Origin of the sequence: Oleiphilus messinensis (genome assembly GCF_002162375.1) — a bacterium.
Taxonomy (GTDB): domain Bacteria; phylum Pseudomonadota; class Gammaproteobacteria; order Pseudomonadales; family Oleiphilaceae; genus Oleiphilus; species Oleiphilus messinensis.
On the sequence record NZ_CP021425.1, the window covers coordinates 4,562,345 to 4,586,403 of the forward strand.

General features: G+C 53.5%; 2 protein-coding genes. One reads left to right on the plus strand and one right to left on the minus strand.

The window, feature by feature from the left end; genetic code table 11:
- The first annotated feature begins 21 nt into the window (after positions 1-21).
- Complete coding sequence (locus tag OLMES_RS19850) at positions 22-252, plus strand: hypothetical protein (protein ID WP_087462863.1); 231 nt, start codon at positions 22-24, stop codon at positions 250-252.
- Between the two features lie 83 nt (positions 253-335).
- On the opposite strand, the gene OLMES_RS19855 is transcribed toward OLMES_RS19850, so the two are convergent.
- Complete coding sequence (locus OLMES_RS19855) at positions 336-23,936, minus strand: beta-propeller fold lactonase family protein (protein ID WP_087462864.1); 23,601 nt, start codon at positions 23,934-23,936, stop codon at positions 336-338.
- Positions 23,937-24,059 lie beyond the last annotated feature (123 nt).

The window sequence follows — 24,059 nt, forward strand, 5'->3', positions numbered from 1 at the left end:
GAGAAAATCAGCAGATTAACCATGAAAGCCATCGAAATACAGATACAACAAGTGGTTGCATCACTCGAGTCCGGACAGATAACCGAAGCGGAAGCGCACAGGAAGATTGCAGAGATTACCACGGAGATACCTGAACCAGACAGACTGTCGGACACCGTTCGCAGTTACATGGAGGATGAAATCAATAAGATGGACATACCAGAAGCGGACAAGGCCAGGCTGCGCCTTGAGCTGAACAATACTCGAGGTTAGTTCGAACCTGACTGAATATAATCAAGCCCCCTGGAATCCGGCACACACAGCCGAATCCCTGGGGCCTGTATTTCTACTTCACATTAACGTTTGATATAACTCAGCAGATCCATATCGTCCCATTCGATCACAGGCTGATCGGAACCGGTACCCGAACTCGGCGTAAACCCGCCGGTCTGACTATCAAACACCCAGGACTGATTGTTATCCGCGGCCATCTGATCAAGCAGGTCGGTGCTGCGGGTTGCAAACAGTTTCGCTTGCAAGGCATCCAGATTCCGTCCTGTCATGGGGTCACGGGTTGAGTTGTCCAGCACCGTGTTGGTACCTTCACCACCATCCAGTTCATTGACACCGGAGCCACCGTAGATCAAGTCATTGTCTGCGCCGCCATTAATGATGTCATTCCCTTCAAGACCGAAAATCATATCCGCCCCGGCATCACCATTCACAGTATCCTGACCCGCCGATGCTGACCCGGAATGCGCCAGGTCAGCAATCGTGACAGGCTGAATACCCAAGCGGCCAAACCGTGTTGGACTTTCGGTGTTGTACTCGACCATCAGCACACTGTTGTCCGCGATGATGCTGTCTGCCCCATTGTCACCCCACACGCGATCCGAAGCCATGCTGCCAATTGTGAAAGGAGCAAAGTTCAAACGATCAAGACTCGAATCCGATGCCACATTGCGATGATCTGCGACAAAGTCCTGAAGCCCCTGGGTCCAGTTGTCAATGTTGGCAATATAGGCCGGATATTCAGCACTTCTCGCATTCAGCAATGGGCCGGTATTGACCGGATGAATCGTGATACTCTCATCACTGCTCACCAGATCATCGCCATCGCCCGCCCGAATCTGATCATTGCCCGTCTGGAGCGAAATCACACGATCCAGATTCACAACAGGGAGATTATCCAGACGTTGCGTCAGGTAACTGGATTGAGCACTATTGCTTGCAGCGGCCTGCGCGGACAAGGCATCGCTTGTTGCCGCCACACTGGCCGGGGCAAAAAGATCCGCAGGATCAGCATCCAGTCCGTAGCCGTCGATTTCATAAAGCAACTCAATCGCCCGGTCACCGACGACCCGATCCTGTCCGGATCCAGCCTGAATCACGTCCATGCCGGCACTGACCTGGGCGCTGCCGCTGGTACTAACCTGGGCAATGGCCAACGCCGCATCCTGAACCGCAGCACGCAACTCGGTGCTATGTCCGTGCAGCATGAGCACCGTGTCTGTCAGGTCTGCATCAGCAACTGGCAAGCTTCGAGTGAAGCCATTGACAATGTGGGTCTCATCCGCAAATACGATATCATCCCCGTCTCCGGCATCAATGTTGTCACCGCCTAGTTCGGTACTGCTCTGATCGAAAGCGAGACCGGCCACCACATCAGATAAAGTACTCATCGCGGCGATGGTGTTTTGCTCCGCTGCATCCAGCAGACTGAATCCCGATCGAACCGCAGTGGCGATACTGACATCATCCGCGTAAATCAGGTCAGCCCCTTCACCCCCGTTGAGCTGGTCATTGCCCGCCATCAAGCCGGCACTGGAACCCGCATTCAACACCACAGACGCCATCACCGAGTAAGGTGAACCGAGCGAAGTGCTCAAGGTACGACTCCCGTTCAAGGACTCCAGACCGCCCGAAGGTTCCGCAGTGATGTGATAGAGTCCAGGGTTAAAATCAGTCGCCCCCATTTCCGGTTTGATCAGCACAGGCGCATTCAGGACTGTCCCTGCAGCATCAAGATTGATACTGGAATCCGTGTCCGCACCGGAAAGCAGTCTTAACGTATTCGTAACCGCAGGTTGGGTGCTGGATGTGTTCGGTAAAATGGTCACACCGTCACCGTAGAGCTGGTCGTCGTCCGCGCCACCATCCAGTTGGTCATTACCCCGTTGACCGAACAACATATCCTGTCCGGCACCACCGGAGAGTTTGTCATTACTGCCCGAGGTCACGTCGAGGAGCAGCGCCGATGTTGTATTGCTGTCCGGGTCACGGAGCAATAACATCTGCTCTGCATCAACCAGCTGGGTTTTGGCCGTGTCAGAAAGGTTGACTGACAAGTCCAGCAGCTGCCCTGCAGTCGCCACCTCTTCCAGAACGATATCCTTGCGGCTTGAACCGTTTTCCAGCTGAGTAACAATAACCCGGCCAACATCGGCAATCAGAATATCGTTACCCGCAGCGCCGATCAGTTCGTCCTCACCCAGGCCACCAATCAGGTCATCATCACCCGCACCACCGATAATTTTATCGTTACCGGCACCACCATCAATGACGACCGAGGTTGCCACTTTATCAGCAAAGATCTGATCATCACCAGCACCACCGTGAATGGCCAGCGCCATCCCTGCAGGGAGTGCATCTACGGTGAAATTGTCGGAGCCGGCACCGAGTCTGACTTCCAGCCCTTCCAGCCCGGCATAGGCGATGCTTGCCGGAATACCCTGAGCGACAAAACTCTCGCTGGAAATGCTCTGCGCCGTGAGCTTGCCGGAACCGCCGGTATCACCGCCAACAAAAATCGCGGTATCCGTACCTGATCCAGCATCCACTGATACAGATTCAATATTGGTAAAGGTGGTGCTACGTGAGTCATGGCCAACGGTATTTCCGTTGAGACGATAGTGGTTCACCGAATCCGACCCGATAAACTCGATGCGGTCATCCCCTTCGCCCAGATTGACATGTAATTGTGCAATCTGGTCGGCATCGTAGGTCTGGGTGATCGTTTCGACTGTCGATTCATAGTGGACAATTAAACCGCCATCCCCACGCTCCTGAATCCGAACCAGATCCGCATCCGAGGTACCGGCGATGTAAAGCTCGTCATCGTCCACAACAAAGCCACCCAGTATCGCCTGAGTCTGCCCTGCTACGGTGGCACCGTCATCATCCGCCAGGGAAACCGATATACTGTACTGACCCGGTAAATCGTAATCATGGGTCAGCTGAATATCCGCACTGTTCAGGTTGATGGTCTCAACGACGGAATCGCCCCAGTCAACCGTGATGGTATGACTATCAAGGGTACCGGCGTCCAGGACTTGCCCGGTTAATTGCACGGGCTCCCCTACGGCAACCTGTCCGGCATTGAATGCACTTGTGGTCAGATTGAGTAACTGCGGTGCACTGTTAGACACATTCACAACGGTCGGCGCGTAGGTAATCTGCTGACCCTGATCATCAATAATCACCGTGGATTCGGTCAACGCCAACTCGGTTCGCGTGCCATCATCACGTTCCAGAACCAGCGTAACCAGATAATCGTCATTGCTGCCAGCCGGGTCATCCTGATAAGTGTGCAGCGCCGCAAATGAGCGGTTAGCCACATCAATGCTGGCCTCCGACACCTCGCCATCGCCCCATTCAACAAACATGCGGTAGGCATCCAGATTACCGATTTGCGCGAAAGTTCCGGTCAGGTTAACCGACTCACCTTCGGTAATATCAGTCTGATCAAAAGCGTACTGATTGAATGCGATGACTTCGCTGAGAATGGAGACCTCCGTGATTGCGGCGTCGCTCATTCCCCCGTCGTCATCTTCAGCGATTGCCGTGATCGTGTAGCCAGACTGTCCACCTGCACTGTACTGGTGGCTGGCGGTGAACGTGTCACTGACCGGATTCACCTCAGCGATTGATGTATTGCCATCTCCCCAGTCGATTGTGACCGAGTGTGTATCCAGCTCACCGATATCTGACACGATACCGGTCAACACTGCAGTACCACCGGCCTCAATTGCGCCCTGTTCCAGATTAATACTGGTCAGAACAGGTGCCTGGTTAGAGACCGTGACCTCTGTTGAGGTCACAGCGGTATCGCCAGCGGCATCCGTTACCGCGATACTGATGGTATAGGTATCCGATTCAGTACCGGATGGCGCATCATCAAGGTACCGATGGGATACATCAAAGTTCTTACTGGTGCCAGTTGCACCGGTTTGTAAATCCACAGTTTGGGACTGACCATCTCCCCAGTTGATGGTCATGCTCAGGCTCTGATTTGCCGCGACATCGGTGATCAACCCCGTAAGACGGGCCATGCCGTCTTCCAGGACGTCCGCTATCTGTACATTTTCGAGAGCAAAATCTGCTTTGCCGACAACAACGTTGTGAGTGGTACTGTAAACCCCGTCTTCATCCACCGCGGACACTGCGATTTCAGTACTGCCATTGGCAACAAATTGATGTACGACCTCTACGGCCTCACCGAAGTAAGTTTCACTGGTTCCATCCCCCCAGTTCACCACCCAGTAATCCACAGTATCGTCACCGGGATCGGTCGCAGACAGTGACAGACTATAGTCCTCACCTTGCTGAATCTGCTCGGCTCCCGTCACCGACAGAATTGGCGCAACATTTGCCACCTGAACGGTGCCATAGATCTCAAGATCATCCTTGCCGGGTTCATGGATCACGGCCCGGATGCTGTAAGCGCCATTATCAGCCAGTTGTGCAGCAGGAATCGTCCACTCCGGTGACGCGGACTCAACAATATCCAGATTACCATCATTGTTAAGGTCAAAACTAAAACGGTAACCCGCTGTGTCCAGCAGCTGCCCGGTTTGGGTGCTGACAATGGATACGGTTGCCTCTTCCCCTTCCTGAGGATTTTCAGAAATGCGTAGCGCAGCAGCCGCCGGATTACTTTCTACCCGCAATAACGCCGGCTTGGACTGCACCTGCAGATCAGCCCCCTCATAGGTGGCTTGCATGCGGATGCTGTATTGATGATCTCCCGCCTGATCGACGTCTGGCAACAGCGCTTGCAACTGCTCCCAACTGATTTCCACAGAAGCCCCCGTGGCATCGTTATAATCACCATCGCCATTAATGTCCCAGCCGATCTGACCCGGATTCGCCGGCGCATCGCCAGAGAGCATCAGACTGCTGCCTTTGCTGATGGTGTACACATCAGCAATGGACAATTGCTCAGGCAATACAGTGACATCGACAACCAGTTCCGGACTCTGCGTACCGTCAGGCAGCGTATCGCCGTCGACCGCATAGACACTGACGTTATAGTTGCCGATGTCCTGATAAGCGTGTTGTGCGGTCAAAGCACCTGCCCCCAGTATTTCAACAGGTTGGCCATCACCCCAGTCAACACGCCATTCCGTGATCAGGTCACTGCCAAAGTCATCAGCACTGAACGCAATACGATAAGTCTGCCCTACACCCAACACCGCAGGCGATTCCGAAGAGAGCGTAACCGTTGGTGGCGTGTCCGCAATCACAATCTCCGCCACCTCGACAGTCGAGAAACCGTCGCTGTTTGTGGCCATGACGCCGATCTGGTAAGTACCGGAATCATTAAGGCCAAGATCAACTAACTGCTGCCAGCTCAGGGTTACGGTATGCCCGCTAAATTCACCAAACTGACCATCGCCGTCAATATCCCAGACCGGGTCGGCGCTAAGGGTATTGGTGCTGCCCAGCGGCAAAACATCCACAGCAAAGGTCACCGTATCGCCTTCATTGATTGCATAAGGTTGCTGGATGAAGTCGATCTGAGGTGCGCCTGCGAGCTGCACGGTTACATTCTGATAATTCACCTGACCACGACCAATAACCTGGATCACGCCATTGTTCGGATCAAAGTTTTCCGGTGTGTAGTTAATTTGGTTGTCGAAAGGATCGGGATCTTCCGGATCGAACAATAGCGTGTCACTGCCTGCACCGGGCTCCTGACCATTGACCTGGAGAGTACTCGATGCCGGTATATGATCCCCGGCAACCGAAATCAAATCACTTCCGTTACCTGCCAGTACCTCGACCCGGTTATTGGCACCGAGTGACACAAACTCAAAGCGGTCATCTTGATCACCGCCAGACAACTGCAGTTCGGCATCCGTTGAGCTGGAACGAACCTGAATCTTGTCCTGCCCGCTCCCCGTATTAACCCGCGTGTCTTGGCCGTGAGCCTGAAGGATGACATTGTCAGCATCCGCCCCGGTTTCAATGCCAAAGTTCGCAACATCCTGACCAGGATTGCGGGCAACGGTGATCGTGTCGTTTCCAGCCGTTGTTGTAACGTCCAACGCCTCAATGCCGGAGAACGTGGTCAAATTGGCATTGGGTTCTGGCAGTGCATTACCGGCAGACAAATCCATAAACGTCACCAAGCCTGCCTCGAAGCCCGGTTCCGACAGGGTACCGGCATAAACAAACTGGCCAGAAGGATCAACTACCAATGTGCCCGGATTCTGCAATCCGTCCACTCCCGACACATTATTTCGAACCAGTTGGGCAAATTCGAGCTGCCCCGGATCTTTCTGCGCATTGTCCCCATTGCGGGCAAAGACAGCCACAGCATTTGCACCCGCTCCGGTTACCATCAGGTAATCACCATCTGCCGAAACGGTAACATCACTGGGTGACAACAGACCACGGACGCCATCCTGTCCATTTTCCAGAACTTGGGCCAGCGCGAACTTGCCATTGTTATTTTCGAGTACCGCCATTGTGTTGCCGGTTTCCGACACAGCATAAACAAAGGAACCGAATTGCTCGACGCTGGAAACCCCGGCCAGACCGCTCTGAGTGCCGCTTACCGTATCCAGAACAGACAAGTTAGTCGCAGACAGGGACAGTACAGCATTATCCACAGGGCTCACGGCATAGACCGTGCTGCCGTCCTGACTCACCGAAATATCGGTAAAGCCGGTCATTCCATTGGGTGTGGTCATGCCGGTCGCTGCAGTCAGTACGCCGTTCCCACCACGATTGAAGGCCTGTATGCCTTGCTCACCGGCGGCATAGACCCGGTTACCGGATTCATTCAGCGTCAGGCTGTTGATACCGTTGGCTGCCACCGAAGCGACAAAATTCAGATTGCCGTTTGAGTCACGGGAGAACACCGCGATACGATTAGCATCCGCCCCCGCGACATAGACATGATTTCCATCCTGGCTGAGCACCACATCACTGGCCCCGGCAAGGCCCTCAACGCCATCAAGTCCGTCGACCAGCAACTGTCGTTGCGTTCCGTCCTGGGCATTGATCACAACCAGCGCATTTTGCTCGGCATTAACGCCATAAAGCGTGGCACCGGAAGCGTCAATCGCCATGCGGTCAAAGCCTTGCAAACGATCATTCAATTCCGGACGATTGCCTTGATCTACGGTGATAAATTCAATGTCACCCACCGCCAGAGCGGTGTGATTCAAGGCATCGATTTCGCCGTCTATGCTGGCGTTGATCTGAATATCAGTCTCGGGTACCAGCGTTGCCCAAATCTGGTTGGCACCGAGCGTCCCCATAGATTGATAGCCACTGCCACCGTACGACGGATTATTCTCGACACCACCAATCATCAAGTCAGCCTGATAGTCCCCACTATTGCTACCTGGCAGGACAATACCTAACTCCGGATCCGGCAAATTGGCATCGGTCAGGTTGATCATTAACACCATGTCGAAACCGGTGTAGTCCACATTATAGATTTCGGGTCCGGTATCCAGACGCACCACGGCAACCAGTGCATCATTTCCGGGATTCTCGACCAGGCTGCGGTTATTCACCAAATCCGCTAGATCATCATAAGTGACGTTATCCAACACACCGAAAACTTCCGCCCCCCCTTTCAGGTCCGCGATGTAAGGCGTGTTTTCATTAAATTGACCGCTATCCGCAAGGAAACTGTTGTCACTTCGAACACCTGTGGTAATGGTCTGATGAGCTCCCGTAATGGCACCCGGACGGTTTTCCGCCAGATCGGTATTGGAACCAAATATGAAACGTCCGCTACCACCATTTTGTGCATTTTTACCGCCGCTACCACCTGAGGTGTTAACCGAAACGCCAGAGGCATCTACGTTAGTACCATAAAGCTTGATTGTCCCGCCAGCACCGCCGGAACCACTCCCACCCGTACCACCAGAACCACCCGCGCCACCGGCACCACCATGACCGCCGTGGCCACCATTGCCGCCGGAGCCACCGCGAGTTCCCGCTGTACCACTTCCTGAACTCCCGTTGGTTCGTCCGGAGTTATGGTTCCCGTCAGAGCCGCCAACGGGTCCAACAGTACCAGGCCCTTTGCCGTCCCGGCCCTGACCACCAACCGCAGTCAGGTTGCCGTTGTCGATGGTGATATCACCCAGCGCCACAAGCTCGAAGGCACCACCGCCGCCACCGCCAGTGCCACTGTCACCACCGGTCGCACCATTTCCACCACGGCCACCATCGCCACCGCGGCCACCACTACCGCCTGTGCCCCCGGCACTGGACCACCAGTAAAATGGCGCAGCACCACCACCAGCACCACCGCCACCACCGCCGCCACCGGAACCACCACCAGCACCACCGGAGCCACCCGCACCGCCTCCGCCTGAGCCACCAGCACCGCCGCCGCTACCGCCGGAGATCAGTAAACCGGAACCGTTGTTCGCGCCCGGTTTACCATGGCCACCGGAGCCACCGGATCCACCTTTAATCCCTGCTTGACCATCCCGGCCACTGCCACCAGGATCGCCGGATCCACCATTACCCAGACTGGTCGGGCTCCCCCCGTCACCGCCACCACCATAACGACCACCACTACGGGAATCGGCACTGGAACCGCGGCTACCTGCAGTCCCCCCCGTGCCAGCACCACCACCGCTATTCTGGCCTGCGGTACCACTCCCTCCGGGTGTACCGGGGTTACCCGAACTCGTACCATTGGAGCCACTGCCCCAATTTCCGGATCGACCATCAGAGCCACCATAATATCGATCTGGATAAGACTCACCTTTACCTCCTGAACCACCATTACTCGCACTACCGGAAGTCGAGCCACCGGAACCGCCCCCCGAACCGGATGTTCCTGTTCCCCCTGTCACTTTCGCGCCACCCTGGCCACCACCATAGCCACGGCTTTCATAGTTGGCATTCATGTTCACCCGGAAATTATCGCCGACCGAAACATCACCTGCGGCTTGTAGTGAAATACCCAGGTTCGCAGACCCGGAAACATTCACTTGCACGTTGTCCCCGATGATGAGATTCCCCGCGAATCGCACTTCCAGAATGTTATTTTTAACACTGATAAAGACGCCGACACCATTCAAAGTGCCACCATTGCTGACACCATTTACGGTTTTCGCGCTTGTATTAATGTTGATATTGTTATTCAGAACCAATGTGCCCACATCAGCTACTTGCGGGGCAGAACCACTGTTTACCAGCTTCTGGGCAACAATATTATCGACAACTATCCCTTGAGAGACCCAGGAGATGCTGCGAACAGCACCAAACAGGTTGTCATCCAGCAGAATCTGTTGTGGTCCGGCTGCTCCTTCGAAGTGGTAGGTTTTTGCCACTGGCTCACCGGAGAGGGTAACCGCTTCGACGGTAATCGACTGGCTCCCGCTGGTCGCCGTACTGACATCCAATGCGTAAACACCGATAATTTCGCTACTGTTCTCCGAAGCAAACTGAACCCGATCAGCAGAATTAGTTGTTGTGATAGAAGCGCTGTGCAAGTTTGATTTACTGAGCGATGGCGAACTGAGAACAAAGCCATCTTCAACATAGTTAGTTCCCGATAACAATCCATCCATCGAGACCACATTGACATCGTAAAAGTGATAACCATCACGCCCGGATTGCTCCAGAACTTCTGCGCCCTGTCGGAGCTCCACGCGATGATCATCGACCAGGCCAGCCACTTCACCCGGTGTTGCGCTGCGCGTCTCCAGACGATCCTGCCCGGATCCCGCTCGTAAATCGGTCAGCTCAGCACCGTCAGTGTTCATCACCAGGAACTCGCCAGCACCGCTATTGGCTCGAAGCTCGATGCCATCGACACTGATCCAGTGATTACCGTTACCGGTGGTGTTATCCACAATCAGTTCATCAACATCCAGTGCCAGCGTCGCGAACTGATTCTCTGTCGGTGCACCCTCTACAAACACCGTGACCCGGTCTTCATTATCACCACCGACCAGTTGGGTTTCCAGCGCGCCAATTTGCTCCACCACAAAGGCATCATTACCTTTTCCGCCGTGCAGTATGACCGCCGTATCGACAAGGCTATGGTTCACGGTAAAGATGTCATTACCCTCCCCGAGAATGGCTTCAACCCGATCCAGTTTGTCGAAACTCACGGGCTGATTAGTCAGTCCCGTCAATTGCCCGGCACTCGCGCTCTGATTCGTAATCTGTCCCGTGATTTGCGAAGTTGTGGTCGATGCATCAACGATCAGATGATCAAAGCCGTCCGATGCCCCTGACCCGATCACGTTGACCGGAGCGGATGCACTAACGAGTTCTGTCCGGTTCTGGCCTGCCCCCAGATTTACAGTTACCGGCTGACTAACGTGTACCAGCTGAATATCATCATCACCCGCACCTGAAGCGATGGTTGCGGGGGTCGCCAGCGCTTCCACAGTCAGTACATCCGCCAGATCTGTGAGCTGCAGATTCAATGCCCCCATTCCGGAGAATCGCACCTCAGTATCAACCGCCATTGCGATATCGCTCAGTATGCCCTGGCCATTCACCTGATCCAGTGTCATCTGCAAGGGGTTTTCAACCTCCGGAGCAACATTCAGAATATCGCCATTACCGCCACCGTTAATTTCCAGGCTGGCTCGATAATCTTTCAAATCTCCGGTAATTAAAAGCGCATCCAGTCCTTCTCCAGCGTTTAGATCTGTCGCTGTATTCAAGGAAGAAATGGTCAGCTGATCCGCTCCGGCCCCGAGTGCAAACTCGACTTTTTCAAAGTCGGAATAGTTCACACCGGCATCAATATTCACAGTCTGGTCATCTGCCGCTCCCAGGCCCAGACCCAGTATCCGGTTTTCCGTCAAGACTCCGACATTAGCATCCAGATCGCCTGAATCGGTAACGATTAATTGGTCATTCCCCTCCTGACCCCGGACATCCACAAAGCCTTGAATACCATCAAGGGTTCCGCTCCCCGTATCGCCCTGACCCAGCTTGATACGGTCTGCACCTGCACCGCTATTGACTCGCAGAAGGGTGTCGCTGTGGGTTGCATTAATCGTTATTTGATCCGCACCGGCTCCCAGATCCAGCACCCGTTCCTCGACATTGTTGTAAGACAGCAGGCCCTGAGCCACACCGGAAACGGTGTCTTCCGTAATAGAGACAACTGCCGCTACCGGGGTACCGGAATGATCGACTTCAACCCGGTCTGATCCGGCTCCGCCGTCAACGCCGAGGTTATGGCTGAAGCCATTCATATTACCCGCCTCGGTATCGGGCACGAGCAGATTCGCGCGACTTCCCAGCAAGACAAGGTCATCACCATCTGACAAATTCAATTGGGTCGTTTGGCTTGCCGCGGAGATCGCGACCTGATCACTTTCGATCCCCGTATTCACCGTCAGGCTGGCACCCTGGATTTCACCCCGCAGGTTGACCAGCGCCCCGGTACTGTCCGCATCACCCTCATCTACGGTAATCGCAATCCCGGTTTGGGCTCGGACTGCAGCAGTTTCGTCCAAATCGATACTATCACCGGCCTGCAGAGTTACCGATCCGGTTTCGGCGCGAAGCTTGGCATTCTCCGGCAGCAACAGGTGTTCACCCAGATCACCGGTTCTATCGGTATCCATTACAGTGACCAGTATATTGCCTTCGCGGGACAAGACTTCATTCAGTGTCAATGTTCCGCCAATGCCAGACAACGCGATATCACCTTTGGCATCCGCAAAAAGCCCGGTTCCTGTCTGAACATCCAGCGGATTCGAAATATCACCCAACGCACCATTGTTTACGTTGAAGACAATCAAATCAGCACGGACATCAACCATTTCTTCCGGAAAGTCAATTGACTCCGTTGCATCAGCATCGATGATCGACCCATTGGTTTTTAACCAGACGATTCCCGCACTTTCGATATGGCCTACGCCCAGATCACCTACACTGTCCTGGGCATAGAAATTATCCTGTGCCACACCATCCAGACGGTTCGTATCGACCCGGATGGCATTCTGCAAACTGCCCACGTCTCCGGTCAGTGCAGCCAGATCCAGTTCGTTACTGCGAATCAGGCCTGCGGATGCCGTTTGAATATTTCCGGTCGCGGTACTCAGTAAGGTGGTGCCATAAGGATTATCAACCGTACCACGCACTTCAATCAGGTCGGCAGTTCCCAGGTTTTCGATCACGACCGGCGGCATATCCGGGTTAGACTGGATGCGAACCGGCTGCGCCAAGGCATTGTCCTGAACATTGAAGACAATATTGCTCTGGGCGGTGATATTGTCATTGGTGACAAAAATATCATTGATAATCAAGTCCTTGCCTGATTCATTGCTAACGGTGACACTCTCGAAACTGGTACTGAAGCGGAAATCCGGATTCCCCGTCAGACGGGATCCAACATCACCTTGAGAATCCTGATTGGTATTGCCACCATTGAATCGCGCGGATCCCACCAGCGCCTCGGTATTGACCAGATCCTGAAGCACGATCTGACTGGCGTTGGAGGCGGCCTCGTCAATGGCCATATTTTTCTGACTGACGACGTTTCCTGCAGCATCGATAAACAGCTCTGCCGTTTTACCCGTCAGAATCACCTGGGCATCAAATTGCATCTCACGATTCATGGTCAGGGAGCGATTGGAGATCTCCTCACCGGTATCGACGATACCGAAGTTAATATGGCGCTTGGCATTGGCATCATAAAGAGGGTTAGCGGGTGCCGGTGTTTCCACCAGAAGGTTGCGGGTTCTGATTGTCGCACCACTATCAGCATTGACCAGACTGTCGGCCGTCAACGCATTGGTCGCGGTCGCATCCGTGTCGCCGCCAGCGCTTGCTGTCGCCGCATCAGCTTTTGCTTCGGTATCCAGTGTGCCATATCCGGCGCTCAGCGTGACCGAGTCTTCGCCACTGAGCAACGCGCCATCCAACAGGTTGAGTGTGGCATCCGAATCTGTGGTTACCGTTGCGCTCGCATCCGAATCCGTCCCTGCCCCTTTCGCGCTGGAGTCGGCCTTGGCCGTAATAACCATACGCTCAACATCCGTAGCGATATTGATATTCTGGCCCCGTAATTCAGCATCATCAATTGTTGCAGTCAAATCCTGATTGAATGTAAAACTGCTGTTCGTATTGGCATTTGTTCCCAGGCCCGAGTTGTCAACCTTGGAAAGGCCATCGCCAGAACCCCGGCTATTCGCATCAACACGGATGTCCCCTTCAGCCAGAATCAGACTTTCTGCGTCAATACTGGCCAGGGTCGTATCATTCACCGTCAAGTTAGATCCGGCAGCCGAGAGGTTTACGCCCGACCCACTGCCGGAGCGGGCATTAAACGTGATACCGTTGTCTGAATCGACGCCCAGTGTCACATCACCGCTACTGTTAATCGTGCCACCCGACATGCGCAATGTATTGGTATTGCTGATATTGCCATTTGCCTGGGCATCACCAATGCCAACCAGACCGGAACCGGAACCACCTGCATCGACATAGGCATCATTGCTGACATTGGCATCCACCACCACATGGCCACTATTCTGAGCGATATTCAGGCCCACACCCAGCTCGGTTGTGGTCGTGGTATTGATGCCGGTACTGGAATCGGTACCCTGTACCCCCACCAGACCACCACCGCTGGCGGTACTCTCGGAACGGGTATCATTAAGGTGTATATTTTGCACTGTGATATTGGCAGCATTTAATATCGTGCCATCCAGACGGGTGTTCAGTACACCGTTGGTATTGGCATCAGAATCACTGGTTCCAACCCCGACTAACAATCCGAAACCGTTCCCGCTGGAATTCGCTTCGGCATGGTTGTTCGAAGCGCCCAATATGTTGATATCACCGGTCGCATCCAGCTGTGCCTGATCTCCGACAAAACTGTTCAAGTTAGCGCTGGAAGTCGCGGTTGCAGTATTGACGCCCACGCCAGCCACCAACGTACCGGCGGAAGCGGTGCTAACTGCTTTAGCGCCTTTATCTGCAATTGGATCATGCTGGTTGTGCTGGCTGGACAGGGTAATGGTATCGGCTTGAATGTTGGAGTTGCCAATAATGGTCTCAAGTTCAGGCATAACGGTTGCGTCAGAGAATGAAACGCCGGCCCCGCCCAGGGAGATCGTGGAACCTTCCGCATGGGACTCCGCTTGAGTCGTCGCATCCGTGGTCACCGAAACGCGACCACTGGCCTGAATGTTCAAGCCACTGCCAATGTTGGCCCGCAATCTTGGCGATACATAACTGTCTGAATCTGCTGCTGCGCCACTGACGACCCCGCCGCCAAAGGCTTTACTGACCGCTTCTGCTGCATCATCAGAGACTACGATAACATCAACATTGCGAGCTTGCAGGATCTGTCCCTCAATACTGGCTCGGGCATCAGCATAATCCTGTGCTTCTGCCCAGGAACCGCCACCGGCAACCGCACCAATAGCAAAACCGCTGCCATCCGCTTTTGCATCGTTGTCGGTCCGTACCCGAACGGTGATATCCCCGGTTTCACCTGCAGACAGTGCTACGCCGCTGGGCACGGATGCTGAAACCTGTGGTGCCATATTAATGAACGCAAAGGTAGCAAAACCATCAATTAATCCACCACCGGACGCTTCAGCAACAGCATCTGATCGGCGATCAAGGCTCTGACCGGCAGCATTAACTCCCTGTAACGCTTCGATCAGGATATGACCGTCCACATCAATCTGGGAGTCTTCCGCAATTCGAGCCGTCACCGACGGAATAACGTGCACCTCACTCATGGAGCCGCCAACAGCAAGCCCTAAACCAACAGCAGCTCTGATACCAAATGTGTCCGCATCACCATCCACATCTGAAAGCGCACGAACGGTGAGGTCACCAGTGACCTGTTTTGCCTGATCATCCAGCACATCCCCCAGTTCCGGCGTTACAATAACCGCCTCCACAGCCGTGTCGATTACCGTGGTTGCAGCAACCGCCGCACCGGCCAGTACAAATTTACCCGCACCTGCACCCAGGGCAAAGCCATCACTGTCTGCATCCGTTTTGTTATAGGCTTCTACAGTCACGTTATGAGCTTTCAGTACCGAACCCGACAGTTGTGCCCGGGTGCGGCTTTGCTCACCATCACTGTTAATGCCACCTACGTGTACATTAACCAGCGATACCCCCAGCGCCGCACCGGCATAAGCCAATGTCCCGGCGACACCTTTGGTATCGGCTTCCACAAAATAGTCCGAATTTGCATCAATCGACACATCGCCAACCAACGCCGCAATACTGGCACTTTGTCCCAGTACCGCATCGACGACATTACTGACCTGCACCAAAGTACTGCCCCCGGCCCCGGCCAGAGCACCAGTCGCAGATGCAGCGACTGAGGTCGCGTAGGTTTCAACATCGACATGGGCATCTGAATTCGCCGCGATTTCGAGATCACCGGTTTGGGCCTCGACCACACCATCTATGCGAGCGGTAATCGTATTTTCGACCACAATTTCAGTTTGCGAGACCCCTGCGGACGCACCAGCAGTAGTCCCGAAAGCGCCTGCGCCGGTACCTACCCCCGCTTTAATTTCGGAGCCAGTATCCTGGCCATCGTTTGCGGCAACCGAAACCGCACCAAATGCGATTACAGTGCTGTTTTCATCAATCAGCGAATCGACACGGTTCTTGGATCGCGTGACAGATTGTGCACCCGCAACTGAAATACTGCCTGCCAAGGGTGCTATCGCACCTGCCAGACTAACAGCCACTGCATGGGACGACGCCAACAGATCAGAAGCAGACCAGATATTGACATCGGCACTCTGACCGCCTTCGGTCGTCGTCAGTGATGCATTCTGGACCCGTGAGGTCACTGTATTTTCGATATCATTTTCCGACACGACCCATCCCACAGTGAGCGCGCCGGCCGTTTCAGCACCCGCTGCAAACCCGACAGCGCCACCTACAGCCAGGACATATACATCCGATAACTCATCAGTATTTATCGTAATCGATCCTTTCGTGACGATCGTAGAACCATTTTCAACGCTTGCTGTGACTGAGTTACGGATGATATTACGGGCATCTGCGCCTGCACCGGAAAGTGCACCACCCACCGTGGCGCCAGTAGCCCCGGAGAATGCACCGCCAAATGTGATCGCCTCAAACTTCGCACCTTTGTTTTGCGACAAGGCCTCAATCACCACATCACCCTGTGCAGTCAGTGTGGATTGATCGGTAACCGCAATAATCGTGGAAGCAATATCGTTTTTGCCGATACCAAACCCAACGGCCAGATTCCCCCCACCGGCACCAATACTGCCGGAAGCACCAATACCGCCCGCTAGGGCGAATGCACCTTGATTTTCCTCAGCCCGAATGATTATCCCGCCTGAGCGGCTGTCCAGCTCAGTGTTCACCGGACGCGCGATCACTTTGTTACGGGACTGGTTCTCGGCATAGGATCCAGCCCCGGCAATATTGACCCCCTGTACCGAGAATCCGGCAGCACCGGAGAGCCCGACTGCAGACCCATTCAACTGTCGATCAGAGTCCGCCATGATCTGAATCTGCGACGGGGTTCCTGAGTCGCCTGCCGTGATGGCAGTATCGAGCGCCTCTGCCTGGATATGGCTATCCACGAAGTTAATCGAAACACCCGCACCGGCACCGCCACTCAGTTGCCCGGTACTGAACGCCAGACTCAATGCGCCAGCAATCGCATCGACTGTCGCCCGACCCGATACATCATAATCCTGTGCGGCAACCGTTACCGACAGACCGGCCACAATATCACTCTGCTCGATTAAAGCGGTGCTGTCTGCAGTCCAATCGTTGATGACGACAGCACCGGACAGAGCCGCACCACTTGCACCCGCCACTTCAGCGCCACCAATGGCACTGCCATCCATATTGGGTCGGAAGACGGATTTAACACCAACATTACCGGAGGTATCGACGGTACTGTTACTGATGCGTGCGAAGGCACCACTGGTTGCAGGGTTGTCCTGATCACGTGAGCCGATGCCGTTATAGGCTACCGCGCCACCGACCGAGGCAAAGTTTAAATAGCCGCCACTGACCCCGACCCCCACAGCAAAGAGACTTGGTGTGTCAGTCGCAGAGACATTTACGTCCGCGATCGTTCCCGTTCCTCCGCCGAGGGTGCTGCTGTTTCTAAGTTCCGAGCGGGTCTCGCTCTCGACCAGATTGACTGCCGCGGCGCCACTGCCCGAGAACGTACCACTGAAGCCCAGTGTGACAGCATAGGCATCAATTGCCATGCCTGAAATGGCGATAACATCGAGATTATCCTGGTGAGTAATCGTACTGTTATCAATCACCGAAATCGTGGTGGACGAAATGTCGTTAAACCCAAAGGACGTTCCGACCCCGGCCGCCAGATTCGCCACGCCAATGTTCAGGTTTATACCACCGCCTACCGCCCGGGAACCCGCCTTGTTCTCGGACAAGACCGATACCGCCCCCGCGTCAACAGTGCTGTTCTGAATCGCCGCATCCGTTGTCAATTCAATGAGATTAAGACTTGCAGAGCCTGCAATAGAGAAGCCGACGTCCACCGCGGTGAATTGGGCACGTCCACCGGCAGAGCCGGTAATAAAGTTCAATTCATCCGGACGAATGGCATTGACCGCCACGCTGCCCGCCGTAATCGCACCGTTTTTGATGTAGGCTTTCACCGTTGAATCAAGATCATTCACGGTGACCGCACCGGCCAAGCCTGCAGTGGCATTTGGCAATGGATCGCCCCGGGTTACCAGGGAAGCACTGCCCCCGAGTGCCATATAGTCGGTGTCGTTTTTCGCAGCGACACTCAACGCAAAAGCAGCACTAATGGTCATGCCATCTGCATTGATTTCTGCCAACACATGATCTTCGCCAAAGTTACCGGCAACAGATGCACTGACATCCAGCCCGAAGGTACCTAGTGCCATTTGCTGGGCAATATTGGCAACCCGCGCACTGTCACTGACCGCATCACCGGTTGAAGTGGGTACTTTGAAGAATCCTTGAGTTAACTGGTCAACCAGAACCGGGCTGATAATCCCCGTAGCAGAAATGGCAAATCCAGATGCATAACCCCGCCCTTCAGCATTAACTGTAACATCGCCGGACGCGTTGATATAACCGCTGGATGCGCTGGACCCGGAACCCGCTTCACCCAGTATTGCACGGACTTTCCGGTCGATGAAATTGACTTCTACACTCTCCCCCACTGCAATTGCGGAAGAGAACTGCCCAACCCCGGTGTAATTAAAGTGCTCCATCATGGAATGGGCATCAATGATCAGATCACCAGTATTAATTCGGGCATTACCATCCACACGGGCCAGGATGTCGCTGGTGTGGAAGTTCAGGACATTGCTGCCCGACAAACCAAAGTTGCCATTGATTCCGCCACCTTGAACCAGGTTCAATGAGTAGATATCTTCATGGGCCCGCACGGAAACCGATCCCAACGCACCCGCGCGAACAGATGCCGTACCGATTTCAGCAAGCGCGGTATTATTCAAATCCTGATAATGCAAGGTGCCGCCCAAACCAAAATTACCGGCATTGGCGAACGGATTGAAAAAGGCACCGGGGTTACCATCAGTCAACGCTTTTTGCACCCCGGATGGGTGCATATCAAAGTTCATGACACCGGCAACATTGATCAAGTCCATGGCCACACGCGCATCAACTTCGACCGACTGGGTATCATTGTGCAGGGCCGCATTCTGATTGACCAAAGCGTTATCCGCAATTCTGGCGATCGCTTTGTTGTCGTAATCCGCGATCGAGGCGGTGAGCATCACTGAAAAACTGCCTAACGGACTTTTAACCCGGCTTTTAGTGTTCACAAAGGAGTTGACCCCTTTGGACATGAGGCCCAGACTACCATCGAGATAACTGGCAATATCCAGATGGGTCGGAAATTCCGAATCATAGGTTCCCGGCAGAGACCACAGTAACGGGTATTCCAAATCGGCTATGACCGACAATGTGCCTGCTGCATCGATGTGAGCATTGCTTTGAATGTCTGCAGTCACATCATTGTCGATCAACGCCAGACCCAACGCAGCGCCAATATTCAGTCCGTTGAAGACATCCCCCGCATCCGGGGTATCATTCAACGTATCTTTCTCCACCCCGGCGAAGGCTTTAACGATCACCTGCTCAAATTGCGTGATATGCGCCTTGACGCCGATATCACGCTGTGAAACCAGATTAGCGCTGCTGCCAACTGTTGCATGAACATCGTGGTCAACCAGGTTTAAGGCAACCCCCATACCAATACTGAACGCATTACCCGCCCCCGGTATCTTGGTGTTGATGTAACCCTTGCCTTTTGCTGCCGTGCCAGCGAGGATCAGTGGCTCAGTCAAATAATCCTGAATTTTCGGCGCACTGCCAGTTGCCCCCTGAGCTTTGGCTTTATCTTTGGCTTTGAGATCCGCACCGATATGGATGCCTTCCGTTTGCGGCAAGCGCAATGTATGGCCGCTGGCAACGGCATGTGAGGTATCAGGCTTAACGATTTCTGCCGCCCGCGCTTCCGCCAGGGAATCCGCTAGACGAATTTCGGTATTGCTGACTTTTACAACAAAATAGGATTCCCCATTAATCAGGCCATTGATTTCCTGGTCACCAATTTGCAGCATCTGGGCATGGCGGAACACATGACCTGTCCCCGATCCGGATGCTGTCAGCGTGACATATCGACTGTCTGCAGGGTTGTTGATATCAGCAGCCAGAGCATCCGCTTCGGTGCTGGCCAGTCTGAAGTTCGCACCATCAATGACTACCGCATAATAAACCCCGGCCTGAAGCCCACCGATTGCATTTCCTTGTGGATTGCCCTGGCTATCTACCGGGGGCTGGTAAAACACAGCCTCACCGGTTGTCATACGATGATAAGGGGCACGAATGCTGTTGTCGGCGGAGTTAACCGCGGTTAACTGCGTGGTAAAGCGATGAAACTCGCCATTCTCCGGCAGAGCAGTAATATCCACACTGGCCCCGCCAGTAGTGCGTAGCTTAAAGCGGCTATCGTCCACAACCACGACGTCATAAGTGGCCCCGACCGACAAACCAGGTATCGGCGTTGAACCTTCGAGTAATTGATAGGTCACACGATCCCCGGTTTTGAGACCGTGTAGACCAAAGAAAATCTCATTACTCCCGGCATTGATATCAATTCGGGAGTCGATATCAATCACCCGGACTTCTGCCGGGTCAACAGTAACGTTATAAAAACTCTCTACGTCATTGGCGATCACACTATCCGTGTGATAGACGAGTACATCACCGGTTTCGAGATTATGATTCTGGCCAAAATTGAATGTGTTCTGCTGATCATCAACACGCTGACTGTCGGTTGGGTTAAACGACAAGGCGGTCGTCTCATAGAAAAACTGATGCTGGGAATGGGCAACCTGAGCCGCCGCAATGTCCAGAATGTTATTCAGGGTGCTGCCAGAATCACCTACCGTGCCGTGATCCATTGCTCGGTCAAAGGTATTGGCCAGTGCAAACGCGTTATTGTTGATTTTGATGACATAATAGAGACCGCCATCTTCCAGGCCCTGAATCGGTGTCTGCTCATAATTGACGTATAACAATTCCTGTCCGGTCTCGAAACCATGATTGGCCATCACGATGGTATTGGTGGCATCGTTGACTGTCGTATGAAGCAAGTCATTTTCACCTACCGTACGCAATTCGGTGCCAATATCTACACTCTGCCAACGGTTTAGAGTCTGGGTTTGACCCACATCCGTTAGAGCCGAAACATCAAGATCCAATTCCGGTTGAAGCTGGAGCTGGAACTGATTTGAATTGATGACTTTTACATAATAGGTCAGGTCATCGACCATGCCATTCAAACCGCCAGAACGATAGAGCACCCGGTCACCGGTCTGGAAACTATGTCCAGCGGCCAAGGTAATCGCATTTTCCTGATCATGGACACTGTGAACCGGACTGAAGGATTGCACCCGTTGCTGGGTGTCTGCTTTTTCCAGGAAATGATTGCTGGTGCCCGAGAGCAAGCCAGTATCCAGATCAATAACCACCGGTGTGCCAAATGCCGAAACCGCAGAATTGTGAACCAGCTGCACCGCACCGTTTTGTATCCGGACTTCATAGGCCTTACCGTCTTCCAGGCCACCAATTGAGGCAATACCGTCGCTGCGGTAAATCACCACATCGCCCGATGCCAGGCCATGGCCCCCCGCCAGATTGATCGTATTGGCTCCTGAGTTCACCTGATCCGATGCAAACTCAAGTATGATGCGTTGACGCTCCAGGAGATGATCTCCTCCCGCCTCCAGCGCCTGAATATCCAATTGATTATCCAGGTCGGCATCCAGCGCTTCCTGAATGGATGGCACCAGATGAATTTTTGCTGAGTCCTGAGGGTCGACAACAACATAATACACACCCGCATCATCCAATCCTGGCAAAGGCTGACTTTGGGTGGAGGCATAAACGAGCGCCTGACCATCTGACAGCCCGTGATCTGCCACCGTAATTACACCGTTCCCCCCAACCTGACTCTGAAGGCTATCCGATATCACATTGGACTCACCAACCGCCGTAATATCCCCAAGTACAGTAGCATTGATATCCGCATCATCGTGATTGATCGCAAAACCCACCGCACCCAGAGCCTGGGAATAGAGTGTCGTTTCAGCTGCGACTGAAGAATCAATATCCCCTTTCGCTTCAATCGCGACATTACCACCGGACTGAATCGTAGCGCGGTCCCCGACTACCGCGTGAGAGTCGGTATCAATTTGTGAAATACCAACCGACAAACCCGTTTTGTTGGCATTTGCGGTCGGACCAAAGTTGGCAGAGCTGCGGGCCAACTGTCGTGCTGTGGTTTCTGCGTCTGAAACGATATTGATGTTGCCATCCGCCGATAAACGCGTTGCATTATTGCTCTGCAGCGCGTTGGCCAGACCACTGTTATCGCCAATTTTGGTGTTCGCTGCACTGGTTCCGGAGGCATAGACCACACTGATCGAAGGCAGGAAGTTTCCAGCCCCCCCCAATGCACCAAAAAGTGAAATGGACTCGGAAGAAGTATCCACACCGGATGCCGATTCGATATTGATGTTGCCGCTACTTTCGATATTGGCTCCATTCACAATTACATCTGCAGTGGCAGTTCGTTGGGTGACCGTTGCGGGGGTGATCAACGTTGAGAAGTACTTCATCAACTCGTCATTCAGAGTAGGCAAGGCAGGATCGAGACCTTCCAGGAAGGTTGGCACTTCATATTCAAGGTTGGAAACCCACTCCGGTACAGTGCTGTGTTTGGAGTCATCAACCGCCGCAGCTTGAACGACAATATCGCCACCACGGAGTGTGGCATCCACCAGGGCAATGGTGCTCGACAAGGCGCGTTCAGTATTGAAATTACCGTTCAAGGCTGCCTGATTGTTTTTAAACACAGCGGCATTATCGACTACAGCCGATTGCAGGCGTATCTCTCCATCTTGCCCGGCATTACCTTGTGCCAATAAAGCAGCACCGCGGTTCACGGTTATCCCCCGTGCATCGCTGCCAATATTGACCGAGTTGATAGTGATGGTCTGCAGTGCAATGCGACCCGCAGCCCCTGAATTCGAGCTGGTCGATACCGTAACGTTGGCTTGCACCTCAATATCATCACTCAATACAGTGAGATCATGACCACCCAGATTAATATCTCCGGCAAAGTGAACAGCGTCGAACCCTGCACCATCTTCCGCCCCGATATTCGGATACTGCTCGAGTATATTAAGATGGGCCGCAAAATTGCCCAAAGCGCCAACCGTTACGGTATCGCTGGACTGGCTACCCAGATTAATATTCAGCTCATACGCTGGCATTTCAAAGCGAAGTAAATCTCCGGAATTTTCCGAAACCACAAATACAGCGCCGGAATTCCTAATTGTGATCCCGTTATCCACCTCAGGATCACCGATCAATGTTAATTTTGAGGACTGTACTGTTCCTGTTAATTGACCATCACCGTGCCAGGCAACCATAGCCGACGCGATATTGTTTTCAGCTGCGCCGGTTGTGTCTCGAACATCGGCATTTTCCATGCCGCTGAACGTGACATAAGGCGCAGTGATTTGATGAGCACCATCCTCAAGACCGATCTCGACTGCGGCCAAGCCCCCCTCATTTACACCAGACAGTTGAAGCACCCGGTTCGCACCGTTATACACCAGCGTATCCATTCCTGAACCGCCATCTATTTCCAACGTTACATCTTCGCGGCTCTGCAACAATTCCAGGACAGCATCATCCAGCACAATAGTGTCACTGGCCGATGATCCGGTAATGCCGATATTGTTTTGTTCCGGGTCGTTAAAATAATACTTCGCGGTATCATTCTGGGCATTGGTTAACGCTATGTGCTCTCCGCTGGCATCACTGCCCACTGAAACCTGGATATGATCTGCATCATTGGCGACATAGGTCGCCAATGGATCAGCAGACAACAACAAGCGTGGCTCCAGTCCTTCGAGCTGAAACTGCGATGCTTTTGCTGATAAAGACCCGTCAAGGGGTGTCTCGGATTTGTATTTCTTCGCCGTCGATAACCGCTGGGACAACCACTGTCCCAATCTACGGCCACTGGCCTGTGCGCTACCGGATGTCACATTTCGAATCGCTTCGGCCAGCGGCTTCTGACCTGACTTGTTACGCTTTAACTTACCACCGAAACTTCGATCTTCCTTCCCAAAGAATTCCATGTTGCCTGTCTCCGATACCCGGTTGGTCGCGGCATGAATGCGACGTCGTAGAAAATGATTAAGCTGATGTATCTAAATTTGAAAATTCGTATTTAAACCAATACGCTGTAACTGGATTTGATA

Coding starts and splice junctions, on each gene's coding strand:
- OLMES_RS19850 (WP_087462863.1), top strand. CDS start 22: ATGAAAGCCATCGAAATACAGATACAACAAGTGGTTGCATCACTCGAG.
- OLMES_RS19855 (WP_087462864.1), bottom strand. CDS start 23,936: ATGGAATTCTTTGGGAAGGAAGATCGAAGTTTCGGTGGTAAGTTAAAG.